This is a genomic window from Rhodoferax sp. TS-BS-61-7, from assembly GCF_002943465.1.
In the GTDB taxonomy this organism is placed as follows: Bacteria; Pseudomonadota; Gammaproteobacteria; order Burkholderiales; family Burkholderiaceae_C; genus Allorhodoferax.
In genome coordinates, this window is the sequence record NZ_PTQY01000008.1 from 123,792 (window position 1) to 140,694 (window position 16,903).

At 65.9% G+C, this 16,903-nt stretch carries 17 protein-coding genes; 6 read left to right on the top strand and 11 right to left on the bottom strand.

Features of this window, described 5'->3' with window-relative positions; genetic code table 11:
• Nucleotides 1-6 precede the first annotated feature (6 nt).
• Nucleotides 7-768, bottom strand: coding sequence for an SDR family oxidoreductase (locus C5F53_RS18495; protein WP_105262876.1), 762 nt, complete (start codon nt 766-768; stop codon nt 7-9).
• 150 nt (nt 769-918) lie between these two features.
• Between C5F53_RS18495 and C5F53_RS18500 the strand changes: the two genes are divergently transcribed.
• Nucleotides 919-1,764 carry an IclR family transcriptional regulator gene (locus tag C5F53_RS18500; protein WP_105262877.1) on the top strand — a complete coding sequence of 282 codons (846 nt, stop codon included), beginning with the start codon at nt 919-921 and terminating at the stop codon, nt 1,762-1,764.
• A gap of 83 nt (nt 1,765-1,847) precedes the next feature.
• Here the strand turns inward: C5F53_RS18500 and C5F53_RS18505 are convergent, their stop codons facing one another.
• From C5F53_RS18505 to C5F53_RS18550, 10 genes are all read right to left on the bottom strand, one after another.
• Nucleotides 1,848-2,906, bottom strand: coding sequence for an ABC transporter ATP-binding protein (locus tag C5F53_RS18505; RefSeq protein ID WP_105262878.1), 1,059 nt, complete (start codon nt 2,904-2,906; stop codon nt 1,848-1,850).
• Nucleotides 2,907-2,927: 21 nt separating this feature from the next.
• Nucleotides 2,928-5,129: an iron ABC transporter permease gene (locus C5F53_RS18510; RefSeq protein WP_105262879.1), complete on the bottom strand. Its 2,202-nt coding sequence runs from the start codon at nt 5,127-5,129 to the stop codon at nt 2,928-2,930.
• 69 nt (nt 5,130-5,198) lie between these two features.
• The gene (locus tag C5F53_RS18515; RefSeq protein ID WP_105262880.1) at nt 5,199-6,224 is read right to left on the bottom strand and encodes an ABC transporter substrate-binding protein; all 1,026 of its coding nucleotides are present in this window, start codon (nt 6,222-6,224) and stop codon (nt 5,199-5,201) included.
• A complete protein-coding gene (locus C5F53_RS18520) occupies nt 6,221-7,312 on the bottom strand; it encodes an ABC transporter ATP-binding protein (protein WP_105262881.1) in 1,092 nt (363 codons plus the stop codon). The genes C5F53_RS18515 and C5F53_RS18520 overlap by 4 nt, the downstream gene beginning before the upstream one ends.
• Nucleotides 7,309-8,403, bottom strand: a complete 1,095-nt coding sequence (locus C5F53_RS18525; RefSeq protein ID WP_146097397.1) for a HAMP domain-containing sensor histidine kinase — start codon at nt 8,401-8,403, stop codon at nt 7,309-7,311. The genes C5F53_RS18520 and C5F53_RS18525 overlap by 4 nt, the downstream gene beginning before the upstream one ends.
• Nucleotides 8,400-9,086, bottom strand: coding sequence for a response regulator transcription factor (locus C5F53_RS18530; RefSeq protein WP_105262883.1), 687 nt, complete (start codon nt 9,084-9,086; stop codon nt 8,400-8,402). The genes C5F53_RS18525 and C5F53_RS18530 overlap by 4 nt, the downstream gene beginning before the upstream one ends.
• A 193-nt stretch (nt 9,087-9,279) precedes the next feature.
• Entirely contained in the window at nt 9,280-10,173 is an 894-nt protein-coding gene (locus C5F53_RS18535) for a DMT family transporter (protein ID WP_105262884.1), read from the bottom strand.
• Between the two features lie 25 nt (nt 10,174-10,198).
• Entirely contained in the window at nt 10,199-10,879 is a 681-nt protein-coding gene (locus C5F53_RS18540) for a hypothetical protein (protein ID WP_105262885.1), read from the bottom strand.
• A gap of 44 nt (nt 10,880-10,923) precedes the next feature.
• Entirely contained in the window at nt 10,924-11,505 is a 582-nt protein-coding gene (locus tag C5F53_RS18545; protein WP_105262886.1) for an MOSC domain-containing protein, read from the bottom strand.
• Between the two features lie 6 nt (nt 11,506-11,511).
• Nucleotides 11,512-12,615 (bottom strand): 3'-5' exonuclease, encoded by a 1,104-nt coding sequence (locus C5F53_RS18550; RefSeq protein WP_236635440.1) that lies wholly within the window; start codon nt 12,613-12,615, stop codon nt 11,512-11,514.
• A gap of 93 nt (nt 12,616-12,708) precedes the next feature.
• Here C5F53_RS18550 and C5F53_RS18555 point away from each other — a divergent pair, with 93 nt between their 5' ends.
• From C5F53_RS18555 to C5F53_RS18575, 5 genes are all read left to right on the top strand, one after another.
• On the top strand, nt 12,709-13,167 hold the full coding sequence (locus C5F53_RS18555; RefSeq protein WP_105262887.1) for a flavodoxin domain-containing protein: 459 nt from the start codon (nt 12,709-12,711) through the stop codon (nt 13,165-13,167).
• A 72-nt stretch (nt 13,168-13,239) separates the two neighbouring features.
• Nucleotides 13,240-14,157 carry a CoA transferase gene (locus tag C5F53_RS18560; protein ID WP_105262888.1) on the top strand — a complete coding sequence of 306 codons (918 nt, stop codon included), beginning with the start codon at nt 13,240-13,242 and terminating at the stop codon, nt 14,155-14,157.
• 40 nt (nt 14,158-14,197) lie between these two features.
• On the top strand, nt 14,198-15,265 hold the full coding sequence (locus C5F53_RS18565; protein ID WP_105262889.1) for an acyltransferase: 1,068 nt from the start codon (nt 14,198-14,200) through the stop codon (nt 15,263-15,265).
• A 33-nt stretch (nt 15,266-15,298) separates the two neighbouring features.
• Entirely contained in the window at nt 15,299-16,012 is a 714-nt protein-coding gene (locus C5F53_RS18570; protein ID WP_105262890.1) for a YebC/PmpR family DNA-binding transcriptional regulator, read from the top strand.
• Nucleotides 16,013-16,070: 58 nt separating this feature from the next.
• Complete coding sequence (locus C5F53_RS18575; RefSeq protein ID WP_105262891.1) at nt 16,071-16,751, top strand: cold shock and DUF1294 domain-containing protein; 681 nt, start codon at nt 16,071-16,073, stop codon at nt 16,749-16,751.
• The last annotated feature ends 152 nt before the right edge of the window (nt 16,752-16,903 follow it).

A 16,903-nucleotide genomic window follows, 5' to 3' on the forward strand; every position in this document is an offset into this window, starting at 1 on the left:
GCGTCATCAGATGGTCACGCCACCGTCCACCAGCAGCGTCTGCCCGGTGACAAACCGCGACTCGTCGCTGGCCAGAAACACCACCATGGGGGTAATGTCGTCCACCGAGGCCAGCCGCCCCATGGGCTGGCGCGCCACAAAGTCTTTCTCGGCCTGCACCGGGTCGACGGCGCTGGCAATGCGTCCGCGCAGCGAAGGCGTATCCACCGTGCCGGGGCACAGCGCATTGGCGCGCAGGCCGGCCTTCACATAGTCGGCGGCCAGCGATTTGGTCAGGCCAATGACGGCCGCCTTGGTGGTGCCATAGGCGCAGCGGTTGGCAAAGCCCTTGATGCTGGACGCCATGGACGCCATGTTGATGACCGAGACACTGCCGCCTTGCGTTTCGACCTTGGCCAGCATGGCGGGCAGGAAGGCACGGGTCATGCGGAACATGCTTTTCACGTTCAAATCGAAGCTCAGGTCCCAGTCGGCCTCGGTGCCGTCCAGCAGGCTGCCGTTGGCCACCATGCCGGCGCAGTTGAACAAGGCGTCCAGCGCCGGCGTGCGCGCAGCCAGAGCAGCCACGGCGTCGTCGTTGCGCACGTCCAGCAGCTCCACCTGGATGCTGGAGTGCTCGGCGGCCAGGCTGTCCAGAAACGCCTGGTTGATGTCGGTGGCGATCACACGGGCGCCCTCGGCTGCGCAGGCCAGCGCGCTGGCCCGGCCAATGCCCTGCGCTGCCGCGGTGATGAGCACTGTTTTACCTTGCAAACGCCCTTGACCCATGCTGCTGACTCCGGTTTAATTAATTTAAATATGAACAACTAATTCATGTATGAAGCAGAATCATAGACAGCTTGGCTGCCACAAGTCCTAGTACTTTCCCTAGGCTGCGGATGCTCTGCTATAAAAAACCTCCCTCGAAAGCGCACCACCATGACCACGCCCCCCAAACCCCGCGGCCGCCCGGCCAAAACCGACGAGCAGGACGAAAGCAATCTGGCACCGGAAGACCGCTACCGCGCGCCCGCACTGGACAAGGGACTGGACATTCTGGAGCTGCTGGCCACGCAACCGCATGGGCTGACGCGCGCAGAAATCGTGAAGGAGATGGACCGCAGCGCCAGCGAGATCTACCGCATGCTGGAGCGCCTGGTGGCGCGGCAGTACGTGATGCGCAACCCCTCGGGGGACCGCTACGCGCTGAGCCTTAAGTTGTTTGCGCTGGCCAATATGCACCCGCCCTTGAGCCGGCTGATCAACCAGGCCCTGCCCATCATGGATGACTTTGCGCGCAAGGCCGAGCAGTCTTGCCACATGGGGGTGTACGACCGGGGCAATGTGCTCATCAGTGCCCAAATCAACAGCCCCAGCGGCTGGAGTTTTGCGGTGCAGCGCGGTGCGCGCGTGGGCCTGCTAGACACCGCCTCGGGCCACCTGCTGCTGGCCTATGCCGACGCAGGCAGCTACCGGCGCATGCTGGCCGAGCACACACCGCTGGATGGCGAGGTGCCCATCACCGAGGCGGACCTGCAAGCCACCCTGGCCAGCATCCGCCAACGTGGCTACCTGGAGCGCGACAGTGCGCAGACCCTGGGAGTGGTCGACATTTCCTTCCCCATCTTGGGCCCTGACAACACAGCGCTGGCCACCCTCACCTGCCCCTACATCCGCCGTATCGACCGGCACGTGGGCCCCGATATGGCCGAGGTGCGCGAGTCTCTGCGCCAAGCGGCACAAGCCCTGTCGCTGACGCAGGGCATGGCGCGTGAGACAACCTAGATCGCTATCAATTCAGTAGCTTCTTGCGCACTATCTGCATGGGCTAGAGGCCTATTTCACTTAAAAACGGGCCGACAAGACCGTTACGCCGCCACCACCGACACCCCGCGCTCTGCCAGTTGCAGGGTCACGGCGTCGCCGCTGCTCCAGCTGCCCTGCGCGTCCGACGACACCACAAAGATCTCGCCCAAGCTGGTGTCTACCGTGAGCTCCTGAAAACTGCCCAGGTAGGCCGCCTTGGACACGGTGCCCAGCAGCCCCTGCCCATGGCCATCGTGCACAGCCCAGGCCTCCGGGCGGATCGCCACCTTCACCGCCCCCGTGGCCACGCGCTGGGGCGTGGTCAGGGTCAGCGGGCCCAGGCACACGGTGCCTTCGGCTTCGCACACCCCATCCAGCAGCACGGCTTCTCCCATGAAGCCGGCCACAAACTCGGTCTTCGGGTTCTCGTACAGCTCGCGCGGGCTGCCGGCCTGGGCGATGAGGCCGCCGTCCATCACGATGATCTGGTCGCTCACCGCCAGGGCCTCGCTCTGGTCGTGCGTGACGTAGGCCACGGTGAGCTTGAGGCGCTGCTGCAGGCTGCGAATTTCTTCGCGCATGGAGCGGCGCAGGCGCGCGTCCAGGTTGGACAGCGGCTCGTCGAACAGCAGCACCGAGGGCTCCAGCACCAGCGCGCGCGCCAGCGCCACGCGCTGCTGCTGCCCGCCCGACAGCTCGGCCGGGTAGCGCGCCTCATAGCCGCCCAGGCCGACGATGGCCATGGCCGCGCGGGCGCGGTCGCTCACCTCAGGCTTGGGCACGCCACTCACGGTCAGGCCGTAGGCCACGTTCTCCAGCACCGACATATGGGGGAATAGCGCATAGCTCTGGAACACCATGCTCACATTGCGCTCGGCCGGCCCCAGATGCGTCACGTCGCGGCCATCGATGAAGATCTGCCCGCCCGAGGGCGTCTCCAGGCCGGCAATCATGCGCAGCGTGGTGGTCTTGCCGCAGCCCGAGGGGCCGAGGATGGTGGTGAGCGTGCCCTTGGGCACCTCAAAGTCGATGCCGCGCACAACCAGCGGGCTGTTGGCGCCGCCATAACGCTTGATGACCTGGCGGAAAGAAATGCCTGTGTTGGTGTTGGTAGTTGTCATGGGAAACCGATCAAAAGAAGTTCAATGCGCGGCCGGTGTGGCCCGGCGGCCCAGCTTGCGTTCGCCCACCAGGGCCTGCACCAGCAGCGTGCTGCAGGACATCAGCACAATGAGCACCGTGCAATAGGCCAGCGCCACGCCGTAGTCGCCATTGCCCACACGGCCGATGATGTAGGTGGTGGACAGCTCATACTGCGCCGTGACCAGAAAGATCACCGCCGACACGGTGGTGATGGAGCGCACAAAGGAGTAGACGAGTGCGGCCACCAGCGCTGGCTTGATGAGCGGCAGCACCACCCGGCGCAGCGTGGTCAGCGTGTTGGCGCGCAGCATCAGCGAGGCCTCGTCCAGCGAACGGTCCAACTGCTTGAAGGCGGCCGTGCCGGCGCGCACGCCCACCGGCAGATTGCGGAACACAAAGCACAGCACGATGATGAGCCCGGTACCCGTCAGCTCCACCGGCGGCACGTTGAAGGCCAGGATGTAGCTCACCCCCAGCACCGTGCCGGGTACGGCAAAGGTCAGCAGCGCCGAGAATTCGAAGCTGGCCTTGCCACGGAACTCGGTGCGTGCCAGCAGCCAGGCAATCAGCAGGCCCATCCCGGCGCAAATAGGCGCCGCCATGGCCGCCAATGACAGCGTGGTGAACAGCGAGTTCCAGGCCGTGCCGGCCCAGACCCAACCGTACTCGCCCCACTGCACATCAAACGCGGTGCGGAAGTGGTTCAGCGTGGGCGTGTAGTCGCGCCCCCAGGTCTGCACAAAGCCACCGGCAAAAGCAAACAGGTAGACCACCAGCGTGAACAGCAGCCACGGCCCGGCCACGCCCAGGCAGAGCTTGCGCACGGCCGCTGGCAGCGGCATGGGCAGGCCCGCATCACCCTTGCCGGCCACGGTGGTGAAGCTGCCCTTGCCCAGCACGCGACGCTGGATGAAGAACACCACCAGTGCAAACAACGTGAGGATGAGCGACAAGGCCGCCGCCATGCCGGGGTCTAGCGAGGAGCCGACGATGGCAAAGAAGATTTCGGTGGAGAGCACCGCAAACTGCCCGCCCACCACGATGGGGTTGCCAAAGTCGGCCATGCTCTCGATGAAGCCAACCAGAAAGGCATTGGCCAGGCCGGGCTTGAGCAGGGGCAGCGTCACACTCCAGAAGGTTTGCATGCGGTTGGCGCGCAGGGTTTGCGCCGCCTCCTCCATGGACGGGCTCACGCCCTGCACCACGCCACGCATGATCATGAAGGCGATGGGCGTGAAGGCAAACAGCTGCGCCAGCCAGACGCCAAAGAAGCCGTAGAACCAGCGCGTGGGCTCGATATTGAAAGCCCACTCCATGAACTGGTTGTAGAGCCCGGCACGGCCAAACAACAGGATGAGCCCCAGGCCCACCACAAAGGGCGGCGTGATGATGGGCAGCATGGCCAGGATGTTGAGCGGGCGCGCCAGGCGCTTGGCCTCGCGCTCGGCCCACAGGGCGATCAGGGTGCCCAGAAATGTGGTGCCCGCTGCCGTCAGCAAGGCCAGGCCCAGCGTGTTCCAGGCCACCCCGCAGCGGCTTTGCGACACCACGCAACCCAGGCCCCAGATGCGCGCCGTGCCAATGCGCTCCCACAGCGCCGCCGCGGCAAACTGCCCTTCGTCGTTGAGCACACTGCCCATCAGCGACTTGATGACCGGGTAGACCACAAACAGCGCCAGCAGCGCCGCGCAGCCCAGCACCGCGCCGGCCACAAAGGCATCGCCCTTGAAGCCGCCCAGCCGGGTCACACCAATCGACAGCAGCGCCAGCAGGCACACCACCATCACAAAGCCCCCCCAGCCCATGCCTGGCTGGGTCAGCTCGGTAGGGCCCATCAGCGCATTGAGCCAGTCCCAAGACCAGCCCACCATGCCAATGGCAAAACCACTGAGCAGCAGCCCGGCCAGGCCGAGCACGGAACCACTGCACAGCAGCAACCCCTGCCAGCGGGCGTGGGGGCTGAGCAGTGCCGTGCCCGCCAGCAGCAAGCCGGCCAGGCCCGATGCCAGCCAGACGCGGTGGTGACTCCAGCTCTGCGTCCAGCCACTGGCGGTGGCCGTGCCGCCCCAGACGCCGGAGAGGGCCGCGCCCAGACCGCCGCTTTGCAAAAAATACCAGGGCAGCAGCACAAAGGCCGCCAGGCCCAGGGCCACCCACAGGGCGATAGCGCGGCGCAGGCGCCACGGATGTTCGTGTGTCATGAATATGGAGAGAAAGACGGTGCAAACCCACCGCAAGGTGCGGCGGGACGGATAACCGGGCGGCGAGACTTAGCGGCCCTGGCCGTTGACGTCGCGCTCCCAGCGCTGGATCAGGCGCTTGCGCTCGGCCGACTGGCCGTATTTGGCGTAGTCGTAGTCAATCATCTTGATCTTGCGGAAGTCGGGCACGCGCGGGTCCACCTTGGTTTCGCGGTTGGACGGCAGCTGGAACTGCAGCGTGGCCGCCCCCAGGGCCTGGGCGCCAGGCGTCAGCGCCCAGTCGTAGAACTTCTTGGCGGCTTCCAGGTTGCGTGCACCGCGCACGATGGACATGGAGCCGATCTCTGCGCCCGTGCCATCGCTGGGGGTGATGGTTTCCAGCGGAAAGCCTTGCGCCTTTTCACCGGGCCCATCGTGCACAAAGCTGATGGAGATAGCCGCCTCGCCGCGCGCCACGGCCTTGATGGGGCCCACGCCCGAGCGCTGGTAAGCAGCAATGTTTTTGTGCAGCTTGGCCAGGTAGTCATAGGCCTTGTCTTCACCCATGAGCTGCACCAGCGTGGCAATCATGGTGTAAGCGGTGCCGCTGGACGAGGGGTTGGCGGACTGGATTTCGCCCTTGTACTCAGGCTTGATGAGGTCGGCCCAGGTTTTGGGCACGGGCAGCTTCTTCTTGGCCAGCAGCTCGGTGTTGTAGCCAAAGCCCAGCGGGCCGGAATAAATGCCCACCGTCTTGTAACCCGACTGCGCCGCCTGCTTTTGCGCCCAGTCATACAGCTTGGGCAGCATGGGGGATTTGTATTCCTGCGTCAGGTTCTGTTCGGCCGCCACCAGATGGGGGTCGCCGGTACCGCCAAAAAATATGTCGGTCTTGGGGTTGGCCCGCTCGGCCATGAGCTGCGCCACCGCCTCGCCCGAGCCTTTGGGCGTCATGTTGACCTTGATGCCCTGGCTCTTCTCGAAAGTGACTGCCACCATGCTGCACCAGGGCGCCTGGCCCGAGCAAATGATGTTGACCTCGCCACCCGATTGGGCAGAGGCCGACATTCCGGCCGTGGCCATGAGGGCCAGCACGAGCAGTTGATTTTTTTTCATGGTTGTCTCCTAGATTGAAAGACCGGAACGGTCTGAGGGGTCGAAACACTGGCGGGCAAAAGGACGCTGACCCCTTTGCGCGACAAAAAAAGGCTGACCGGTGCACCCGCCTCGTGGCGGCGACCGGTCAGGTCCGAGATGACCAGCAGACTGCCCAGTGCGGTCTGCACCCAGAGCTCCGCCGTGCGGCCAAGGTAGGCGCTGCGCAGCACCTTGCCGGCCAAGCCTTGGGTGCCAGCGGGCTCTAGGCGCCAGGCCTGTGGCCGCACCACCACCTGCACCGGCCCCTGGCGCAAGCCCTGGCCGGCATCGATGGTGAGCGGGCCCAGGGTGACCTGCCCGGCGCCATCGCAATGCGCCTCGAACACGGTCGAGTCGCCCATGAAGCGGGTCACAAACTCGGTCTGCGGCTGTTCGTAGATGTCGCGCGGGGAACCAATCTGCACCACCCGCCCTTCCTGCATCACCACCACCTGGTCGCTGACCGACATGGCCTCGGCGTGGTCGTGGGTGACGTAGAGCACGGTCAGCCCCAGGCGCTGCTGCAGCTCGCGTATGTCTTCGCGGATATGGCGGCGCAGATTGGCGTCCAGATTGGAGAGCGGCTCGTCCAGCAGCACCAGCGCGGGCTGCAGGGCCAGGGCGCGTGCCAGCGCGGTGCGCTGCTGCTGCCCGCCCGACAACTCGTGCGGCAGACGGTCTTCCAGCCCACCCAGGCCCAGCAGGCCGATGACCTGGGCGCTGCGCTCAGCCTGCACCGCCGCCGGCAAGCCCTGCACCTGGAGGCCATAACGCACGTTGTCCTGCACCGACAGGTAGGGAAACAGCGCGTAGCTCTGGAACACCAGGCTCATGTCGCGCTGGTCTGCCGGGCGCTGCGTCAGGTCTTCGCCCCGGAAAAAAATCTGGCCCGCGTCCGGCACTTCTAGCCCGGCCACCAGGCGCAGCAGCGTGCTCTTGCCACAGCCCGAGGGGCCCAGCAGCGTGGTCAGGCGGCGCTCGGGCACACGCAGGTGCACACCGCGCAGCGCGCGGTAGCCGTTGGCATAGGTTTTTTCGATGCCGTGCAAGTGCAGCCCCTGGCTCATGCGGGAACCCGCAGCGTGGCGTGCGAGAGGGGTTGGGCCAGCGGCGCAGCAGCCGGCAGCGGTGCCGTGCTTGGGGCCTGCCCCTCGGGCAAGGGCCAGCGCACCACCGCATCCACACCTACCACGGTGCCGCCCTGCAGGCGGTTGTACAGGTCCAGGCTGGCCTGCATGGACACGGCAATCTGCTTGCAGATCGACAGCCCCAGGCCCACACCGGTGCCACCGCTGGCCGACTCGAACGGCAGGAACAGGCGCTCGCGCACCTCCTCGTCAATGCCGCCCGCGTTGTCCCACACCAGCAGCTCCACCTCGGTCGGCAGGTAGCGAATCACCACGCCCAGGCTGCCACCCGCGCGGCTCTGGTGAATGGCATTGGCTACCAGGTTGCGCAACAGCTCTCCCACCAGCCAGCCGTCGGTGTGCAGGCGCACCGGCAGTGCTTCGAGCGACACGTCCAGGCGCTTGCGCGCAATCAGCGGCGCGCACTCCACCAGCACCTCGCTGGCGATGTGCTGCAGGTCAATGTCCGTCCACTGGGCGTTCTGCAGCTTCTGGTCCACCTTGGCTTTGGACAGCAGCTGGTTGGCCAGGTGCGAGGCCCGGTCCACGGTGCGCAGCATCTTGGGCAGGGTCTCGGCGGTTTGCAGCTCGCCCGCTATCGCGCCCTGCAATTGGGTCTTGAGCACCGCCAGCGGGGTACGCAGCTGGTGCGAGGCCTCGGCAATAAAGCGCTGCTGCTGGTCGAGTGCGGCCTGTTGCTGCTGCCACTGGCTGTTGAGGCCACGCACAATGGCCTCCAGCTCGGGGGCCGGGGCATGTTCCAGCAAGGCGGTCTCCTGCGGGCGGCGCGCCGCCACCGTGGCCGCCAGGCGGTGCAAGGGGGTGAGGCTGCGGCCGGCGCCCCACCAGGCCAGCAGACCCAACAACACCAGCGCCACCATGGCCAGGCCCCACCATTCGGCATCGCGCCACGACAGCCCCAGCCCAGCCAGGCCCAGCACCGCCACGGCGGTACCCACCGACAAGGCCATGCACCACAGCGCAATCTGCACGCGCATGGACCGGCTGCCGGGCGCTGCGCTCGGACTCATGCGGACACCTGCGCGTCGCTGGCCAGCTCGTCCACCAGCAGGTAGCCCACGCCACGCATGGTCAGCACGCTGGTGCCGGTGCCGGCCAGGCGTTTGCGCAGCCGGTGGGCGAGCACATCCACCGCGTCGGGCTGGTGGTCGGCCTCGCCGCCAAAGACGGCGCGAAACAGTTCGTCGCGCGACACCGGGCGCCCCGGGCGCATGATCAGGGTGCGCAGCATGACCGCCTCACGCGGGGCAATCTCCAGCGGCCGGCCAGAGCGCATCAGGGCGCCGCTGGCCATGTCCAGGTGCAGATGGCCGCAGCGAAATTCCTCCAGCCCTTGGCTGCGCCGCACCAGCGCCTTGATGCGGGCCACCAGCTCTTCGGTGTCGAAAGGTTTGGTCAGGTAGTCATCGGCGCCGGCCGTGAGCCCTTCCACGCGCTCACCAATAGAGCCGCGCGCCGTGACCACCAGCACCGGGATGCGCATGCCGGCATCGCGGATGCGCTGCAAAAACTCCAGCCCGTCCATGCCCGGCAGGCTCAAGTCCAGCACGATCACGTCAAAGCTGCGTTTGCGCACCAGGGCCAAGGCCTCCTGCCCATCGGCACAGCACACGGGCGCCAGGCCGCGCGAGGCCAGTACACGGCTCAGCGCATCCACCAGGTCCAGATCATCTTCCACCAATAACAATTGCATGGGGAGGATGGTGCGCTGTGCCCGGTGCACCCGCAATAGGGAAAGCTAGGTGAAGCAGTGAAAGGAAATTGAAACCCTGGCGCCAGGCACCCGGCTGCGGCACCACAGCCCTGCAAGCCTCCATTTGCTATTAATTCAATAGCTTCTTGCGCTTATTCCACGTGGGCTAGAGCCCAGTTTTACTTAAAAAGTATCACTTGCGTGCCAACCACACGCCAAACACGGTCACGGCCATGCCCAGCAGCGACAGGCCGGTCAGGGTCTCGCCAAACAGGGCCCAGGCAATCAGCGCGGTGGCCGGTGGTGTGAGGTAGAACAGGCTGGCCACGTTGACGGCGCTGCCGCTGCGAATCAGCACATTGAGCAAGCTCACCGCGCCCAGCGAGAGCACCAGCACCAGCCAGGCCAGCGCAAACACAAAGGCGCCGCTCCAGTGCACCTGCAAGGTCTCGGTCTGGCTGGCCACCAGCAGCGTGGCCAGCAAGCTTGGCAGAAACTGGATGACCGAACCGGTGCGCAGGTCAAAGGCGTGGCAGTAGCGCTTCTGGTACAGCGTGCCGGCGGTGATGCCCAGCAGCGCAATGACGGCAGGCAGCAGCATGCCCAGCAGCGCGTCCACACCGGCGCTGGCCGCCACCTTGTGGGCCACCACCAGCGCCACCCCGGCAAACCCCAGCGCCAGGCCCAGCCACTGCGTGGGCCGCACCCGCTCGCCCAGAAAGACGCCTGCCCCCAGCGCGGTGAGCACCGGCTGCAGCCCCACCACCAGCGCCGTAACGCCCGCGGGCAAGCCGTGGCCAATGGCGATGAACACCCCCCCCAGGTACACCGCATGCACCAGCAGGCCCGACACGCCGATGTGCAGCCACTCCCGCGCCGTGCGTGGCCAGGGCGCACGCGTGGCCCAGGCCAGTGCCCCCATCAGCACCAGCACGATGGCATAACGCAGGCTCAAAAAGGTCAGCGGCCCGGCATCGGGCAGGCCAAACTTGGCGCCAATGAAGCCGGTGCTCCACAGCGCAACAAACAACAAAGGGGTGAGAGAGGTAAAGGTGCTGACGGCCTGGGGATGCGGAGAAGAACTCATCCCCGGATCTTATCGGGGCACACCCTCAGGCGAGTTCGTCCGCCGTGGCAGAAAACGACAGCGTGTAGAGCCCGCTGAAGGCCCCCGGCTGTGCGCCCAGTGCCACCAGCGCATCGGGGCTGAGCGTGCTGGCGGCCAGTGCCGTCAAGGCGCCCAGGTCGTAGCCCACCACCAGCAGCACCCAATCCGCATAACGGTCGCCACCGCGGATCTTTTGCTCCGTGGTCTGGGCCATCACCGGGGCTTCGTGGCGCAGCAGGTGCCCGCCCACGCAGCCGGGTTGGTCCACCAGCCGGGCCAACAGGGCTTTTAAAGACGCGCGCAGCGCCTCGTCCGCACCCGCCGCGGGCGAGATGTGCAGGGCCAGCGCATGGCGGGCCACCGCGCCGCCGCTGGACTCCAGCACATGGCACTGGCTGCGCACCATGTTGCGGTGGTGCGGCATCATCTTGGTGGACCAGGGCGACGGCGCATTCAGGTGCGCCAAATAGGCGGGCGACGACAGCGTGCGGTGCGCATCGAGCTCGTAGACCTGCAACACGCCCTCCCCGCCGTCCGCGCTGCTCCAGCGCGTGGCGCGCTGGAAGCCGGGTATGCCCAAGCGCTCGCGGAAATGCTCGTGCGAGTGCCAGTCCTGAAACTCGGCATTCATGTCGGGAGCCATGTCCCACCACATGGCCAATGCTGCGGTGCCCAAGAGTGCCATGTCGGACCTTTCGTTGCGGATTACGAGTGCTGGGCCTGGGCCGTTCAGCGCAAATGTTTGAAGAGTTTGGCTTTGAAAAGTTCAGGAATACCCATCTGGCGCGTGCCGGGCTCCAGGGTGAACCGCTCGCCAGCCTGCACGGTGCCGGGCTCGTTCACCGCCAGGTAGAAGCCGCAGCGCCCGCTCAGCGCCATGGCCTTGACCGCGGTGCTGAAGCCCATGGCAACGTTGAACTTGAAACAGGGTTCGCGCGGCTGCACCACGCGCAGCGCGCAATCGGCAAAGCGCAGCACATCGCCCACCCACACATCGGCCTCCAGCAGGCCGCTGAGCGTCAGGTTTTCGCCCATGCTGCCAGAGGACAGTGCATCGTCGATCTCAGCCACACCGGCCTCGCGCCGGGCCTGTTGCCAAAAGGCGTAGTGCTCGCTGGGGTAGGCATACACCGCCTTTTCCAGCCCGCCATGCACCGAGAGGTCGGCCTGCTCATCGCCCTGCAAACCCAGGGGCAGCACAGGCACCGGGCCGGCCACCGCGGTTTTGTGGATGGCGGTGAGGATGCTGCGCCCGTTGATCTGCACCTTGCGCGCCGCGCCCACCTGCACACTGTCCAGCCGGTATGCCATAGGCGCCTAGAGCTGCTGGTGGGTGGTGACGCCGGTGCGGGCCGAGTACTTGGCCAGCGCATCCAGCTTCTCGATCTGCACCGCGGCGTGGCGGTGGTTGTAGACTTGGTCCTTGAGCCACGCAAACTCTGCGTGCAGCGCAGCGTCGTCCGAGAGGCGGGTGGCCCAGACGCGCTGGTCAGCGTTCCAGCGGTAGCCGCGGGCCTTGAGCAAGTCTTTGGCGTCAAACGGGGCGTTGGTCGCGCTCAGGCGGTAGCTGGGGTTGCGCGCTGCTTCCAGCAAATGGGCCAGCGCGGTGCCCGCGCCTTGGGGCAGCGGTGCGGCCAGCACGGCCAAGAGCGCGTGGCAGTCCATCTCGGCGCGGTGGGCGTCGTAAAACAGGCCCAGCGCCTGCGCCAGGCTCTCCAGTTTGGCCGAGCCGCGACCCTGGGCTTTCCAGTCGATGTCGGCAAACGAGCAGGCCCACGCCACCTTGGCAAACGCGGGCAGGCGGCTCTCCACAAAGGGGCGATCAAACCCGGCGTTGTGGGCAATCACCACGTCCACGCCTTGCAACAGCTCCGCCACGCGGGCCTCGTCCAGCGCGTGGCCCTGCACGTCGGCATCGGTGATACCGGTGATCTTCACCACCTCGGCCGGAATCGCCTTGCCCGGGTCTTCCAGCCCGTCGTACACCTGCACCGGGCCCACGGGCAGGCCGGTGGCGGTGTCCACGTCCACACGCAAGAGCGCGAGCTCGATGATTTTTTCCTTGGCCTGGTCCAGGCCGGTGGTTTCGGTGTCCAGCACCAAAATGCGCTGGATGGTGCCCTGCGCCGCGCCGGGCCAGTCCAGCCGGGGCACCAGGCGGCGCTGCACGCGGTAGTCGGGGTGGGCTTCCAGCGCCTGGGCCATGGCTTCGGCATCCAGTGCTGCCGCGGGCGCGGCCACAGATGCTGGCGCCAGTGGGGGCGTGGGGCTAGGGGTGGTGTCGCTGGGCGCGGACTTGACGCTAGTGGACTTGGCGGCAGCCTTGGGTGCACGGGCTGCGCGTTTGGGCGGCGCGAGGTCCAGGGTGGGCAGCTCGGCCAAAAAGGCAAAGCCCAGCTGCGAATCGAGGGGTTGGGTCACGGAGGCACCTGCAAATGACGGGAATCCCGTTGCCGGGTAGGCCACCATTATTGCCGCTACCATCGGCGGCAATTCTCATTTCCCCCTCCTCGTATGCAGATCACCATCCTCGTGGGCACCGTACACGGCAATGCCAACAGCGTCGCCCAAGCCCTGCAGTTCAGCGCCGACGACATCCAAGCCACAATCGACGTGTTGCCCATGGACGGACTGGACATCAGCGTGTTCGACCAGCCCGGCACCTTCATCATCTGCACCAGCACCACCGGCAGCGGCGATGTGCCGGACAACGCCCAGGCCCTGTTCCACTCGCTGGACGCGCAGGCCAAGTACCTGGGCCATGTGCGCTTTGGCCTGGTGGCGCTGTGTGACAGCAGTTATGGCGACAGCTTCATGGGCGGCGGCAAACAGTTTGACGAGCGCCTGCGCGACCTGGGCGCACAGCGCGTGGGCGAAATCTGCGTGCTGGACGCCATGGAGACCAGCCAGCCCGAGGACGATGCCGTGGTCTGGCTCAAGGCCTGGGCAGTCCAACTGGCGACAGTTGCTTAGCCGTTTGGCATCAAAATAGCCTCTGGCCCACGTAGCCTCTGCGCAAGCAGCTTCTATTTTGATAGCAAACCCATGAGCACCAAAACCCTAGCCCCCGCTGCCAAACCGCTGCGCCCGCTCAAGGGCGTGCGCATCCTCAGCCTGGCTTTGAACCTGCCGGGGCCGGCCGCGCTGATGCGCTGCCGCGACATGGGCGCCAGCTGCACCAAGCTGGAGCCCCCACCCCACCCCAGCGCCCCCCAGGGCACCAGCGGCGACCCCATGGGCCTGTACAACCGCGCGGCCTACGACGTGATGCATGCCGGCATGAAGATCAGCAGCGCCGACCTCAAGACCGAGGCCGGCCAGAAGGCCCTGCACAAGGCACTGGCCAAGACGGACATCCTGCTCACGTCCTTCCGCCCCTCAGCCCTCAAGAAACTAGGGCTGGAATGGAAAGCGCTGCATACGCAATACCCCCAGCTCAGCGTGGTGGCCATCGTGGGCGCCCCCGGCGCCCGTGCCGAAGAGCCCGGCCACGACCTGACCTACCTGGCCGAGAACGCGCTGGTGAGCGGCCTGGACCTGCCGCCCACGCTGTATGCCGACATGGGCGGCTCGCTCATGGCGTCTGAAGCCGTGCTGCAAGCCCGCCTCCTGCAGCTGCAAAAGGGCAAGGGCGTGTACCAGGAGGTGGCGCTGTCGGTGGCGGCGGGCTACCTGGCGCTGCCGCGCACCTGGGGCCTGACTGCGCCCGGCGCTGCCGTGGGTGGCGGCCATGCGGGCTACCGGGTCTACCCCTGCAAAGACGGCCGCGTGGCGATGGCCGCACTGGAGCCGCACTTTGCCGCCACGCTGGCGGCCGAGGTGGGTCTGCGACAATCGCACATCCTGGCCATGTTCGCCCCCGAGACGCACACGGCCATCGCCGCCTACCTGGCTGGCAAAACACGCCAACAACTGGACGCCCTGGCCGCCGCCAAGGACATCCCCCTGTACACGATGAACTAGACGCCTGCACAGCGCAGGCGCGCGCTTTGTTTTTGAATTGATGCTGCCGCAACGCCCTGCCTACCGCCTGATCGACCTGCTCAAAATTGTGGCTGCCCAGTGCATCGTCCTGCACCACTTCGCACTCTACGGTCCCCTGTCTGACGCCGCTGCCCAGGCCGCCCCTGAGCTGATGGCATGGTTGTACGACTACGCCCGCATGGCAGTGCAGGTATTTTTGGTTGTGGCCGGGTACTTGGCCGCACGCAGCCTGGGCCAGAGCGACCTGCCCCGCCAGGGCCTGCTGCGTACGCTGTGGCAGCGCTACGAGCGGCTGGTACTGCCCTTTGTTGCAGCCCTGCTGATCACCGTGCTGTGCTCGGCCCTGGCCCGCCCGCACCTGGACGGTGACCTGGTGCCCGCCGCGCCCAATCTGGGCCAGTGGTTGGCCCACGCCAGCCTGCTGCACAGCGTGCTGGAGGTGGATTCACTCTCGGCCGGCGTCTGGTACGTGGCCATCGACTTCCAGCTTTACGCCCTGATGGCGCTGCTCTTGTGGCTGTCGCGCGGCAACGGCTGGGTGGCTGGTGCACTGGTGGCGGCCATGGCCGTAGCCTCGCTCACCTGGTTCAACCTGGATGCGGAGTACGACGTGTGGGCGCTGTACTTCTTTGGCGCCTACGGCCTGGGCGCACTGGCCTGGTGGGCCGGCCTGCGCGCACGCCACAGCGGCTACGCACTGGCGCTGTACCTGGGCACCGTGTCGGCTGGGCTGGGCGCGCTGGTATTGGAGTTTCGCGAACGGATTGCGCTGGCCATCGGTGTATCCACCGTGCTGGCCAGTTTTGGCAGCACGCCACTGCACCTACCGCGCCGTGTGGACACCTGGGTGCGCCACCTAAGCAACAGCTCGTATGCGCTGTTTTTGGTGCACTTTTCGGTGCTGCTGCTGGCCAATGCGCTATGGGCGATGCTCGATATCGCCGACACCGACTGGGCCCTGCCCTTCACCGCCGCGGCCTGGGCGCTAAGCCTATTGGCCAGCTACGCCTTCCACACCCAGGTGGAGCTGCGCATCGCACAATGGCGCAGCCGCAGTGCGGCCCTGCCAGCGCAGCCCGCCAAGTAAAATCCCCCCGAACAACTCTCAGAAAGACTCGCTATGGGCGCGCAATGGAAAGCAAAAGGCAAAGCACTGGTGGCCGATGCCAAGGGCAAGCTGTTTACCAAGCTGGTGAAAGAAATTACCGTGGCCGCCCGCGGCGGTGCGGACCCGGCAGCCAACTCCAAATTGCGCCTGGTGGTGGAGCAGGCCCGCAAGGTGTCCATGCCCAAGGACACGCTGGACCGCGCCATCAAAAAGGGCGCAGGCCTGACCGGTGAAGTGGTGCACTACGAACACGTCATCTACGAAGGTTTTGCCCCACACCAGGTGGCCGTGATGGTGGAGTGCCTGACCGACAACGTGAAGCGCACCGCCCCTGAAATGCGCGTGCTGTTCCGCAAGGGCCAGCTCGGCACCAGCGGCTCGGTGGCATGGGACTTTAACCACCTGGGCATGATCGAAGCCGCCCCCACCGCCGCAGACGCAGACGCCGAAGTGGCTGCCATCGAAGCCGGCGCACAAGACTTTGAAGCCGGCGACGAAGAAGGCAACACCGTCTTCTATACCGACCCCGCCGACCTGGACCTGGTCAGCCGCGCCCTGCCCAACTTCGGCTTCAACGTGCTGTCTATGAAGCTGGGCTACAAGGCCAAAAACCCCGTGGACCCGACCAGCCTCAGCGCCGAAGCGCTGGAAGAAGTGGAAGCCTTTTTGGCAGCCATCGACGGCAACGACGACGTGCAGAACGTGTACGTGGCGCTGGCGGGTTAACCCACGGTATGGAAAGCACTACGCCGCAACATAGCGGCGAGTGCGGACAGGGAGGCGCATGAAAAAACAAGGCACCGTCGTCCGCTGGGACGAGCAGCGAGGGTTCGGGTTCATCCGCTGCCATGCGACTAGCCAGGACATCTTTTTCCATATTCGCGACTGCACGGGTGGCATCCAGCCGCCCTTGAATGCCACTGTCGATTTCGAAGAAATCCATGCCGGCGGCAAAGGCCCCAGAGCCATGGCCGTGCGGGCGGCGCAACGAAACGCGCCCTTGCCTGCAAACCGCAGTACTGCTCAGAGCGCCCCAGTCAACCCACGGACACCCCGTACACCCCAAGGAAGGCCATCCTCTCGGGAAGCACCGACTCCGTCGTTGGTAGGTATCGGTAGCCTGTCTTTGGTCTGGGCAGCTTTGCTGGTGTGGGGCGTTCTTCAGCACCGTTTGCCAGCCATCGCACTGGCAGCCGCCTTCGCCGTCAACGCCACCACCTTCTTCGTCTACTGGCTAGACAAACACGCTGCCCGCAAAGGCCAGTGGCGCACCAAGGAAGACACCCTGCATTTGTTCGGCCTGGCAGGTGGCTGGCCCGCTGCGCGTTTGGCACAGCAGGTGCTGCGGCACAAAACCATCAAGCCCAGCTTTCAGATGACGTATTGGGTGACGGTGTGGCTGCACCTGGGTTCGCTATGCAGTTATCTGTTCTGGGAACAGCTCAAGCCGCTACTGAATTTGTAGCTGCTTGCGCACTATCCACGCGGACTAGAGGCCAATTTCTTGATTTCTAGTTCGAATCGCGACATTGGTTGCGCAGTTCCGAGAGTACCTCAGCAGGGGTCTTGAAGCCCAAGCATGCACGCGGTCTGGAGTTAAGCAGGCGTTCAATGCGC

Bases quoted from the DNA above. Each gene is read 5' to 3' on its own strand.
- C5F53_RS18570 (WP_105262890.1), top strand. From the start codon at position 15,299: ATGGGCGCGCAATGGAAAGCAAAAGGCAAAGCACTGGTGGCCGATGCC.
- C5F53_RS18520 (WP_105262881.1), bottom strand. From the start codon at position 7,312: ATGAGCCAGGGGCTGCACTTGCACGGCATCGAAAAAACCTATGCCAAC.
- C5F53_RS18505 (WP_105262878.1), bottom strand. From the start codon at position 2,906: ATGACAACTACCAACACCAACACAGGCATTTCTTTCCGCCAGGTCATC.
- C5F53_RS18565 (WP_105262889.1), top strand. From the start codon at position 14,198: ATGCTGCCGCAACGCCCTGCCTACCGCCTGATCGACCTGCTCAAAATT.
- C5F53_RS18525 (WP_146097397.1), bottom strand. From the start codon at position 8,403: ATGAGTCCGAGCGCAGCGCCCGGCAGCCGGTCCATGCGCGTGCAGATT.
- C5F53_RS18515 (WP_105262880.1), bottom strand. From the start codon at position 6,224: ATGAAAAAAAATCAACTGCTCGTGCTGGCCCTCATGGCCACGGCCGGA.
- C5F53_RS18510 (WP_105262879.1), bottom strand. From the start codon at position 5,129: ATGACACACGAACATCCGTGGCGCCTGCGCCGCGCTATCGCCCTGTGG.
- C5F53_RS18540 (WP_105262885.1), bottom strand. From the start codon at position 10,879: ATGGCACTCTTGGGCACCGCAGCATTGGCCATGTGGTGGGACATGGCT.
- C5F53_RS18545 (WP_105262886.1), bottom strand. From the start codon at position 11,505: ATGGCATACCGGCTGGACAGTGTGCAGGTGGGCGCGGCGCGCAAGGTG.
- C5F53_RS18555 (WP_105262887.1), top strand. From the start codon at position 12,709: ATGCAGATCACCATCCTCGTGGGCACCGTACACGGCAATGCCAACAGC.
- C5F53_RS18535 (WP_105262884.1), bottom strand. From the start codon at position 10,173: ATGAGTTCTTCTCCGCATCCCCAGGCCGTCAGCACCTTTACCTCTCTC.
- C5F53_RS18530 (WP_105262883.1), bottom strand. From the start codon at position 9,086: ATGCAATTGTTATTGGTGGAAGATGATCTGGACCTGGTGGATGCGCTG.
- C5F53_RS18560 (WP_105262888.1), top strand. From the start codon at position 13,240: ATGAGCACCAAAACCCTAGCCCCCGCTGCCAAACCGCTGCGCCCGCTC.
- C5F53_RS18495 (WP_105262876.1), bottom strand. From the start codon at position 768: ATGGGTCAAGGGCGTTTGCAAGGTAAAACAGTGCTCATCACCGCGGCA.
- C5F53_RS18500 (WP_105262877.1), top strand. From the start codon at position 919: ATGACCACGCCCCCCAAACCCCGCGGCCGCCCGGCCAAAACCGACGAG.
- C5F53_RS18575 (WP_105262891.1), top strand. From the start codon at position 16,071: ATGAAAAAACAAGGCACCGTCGTCCGCTGGGACGAGCAGCGAGGGTTC.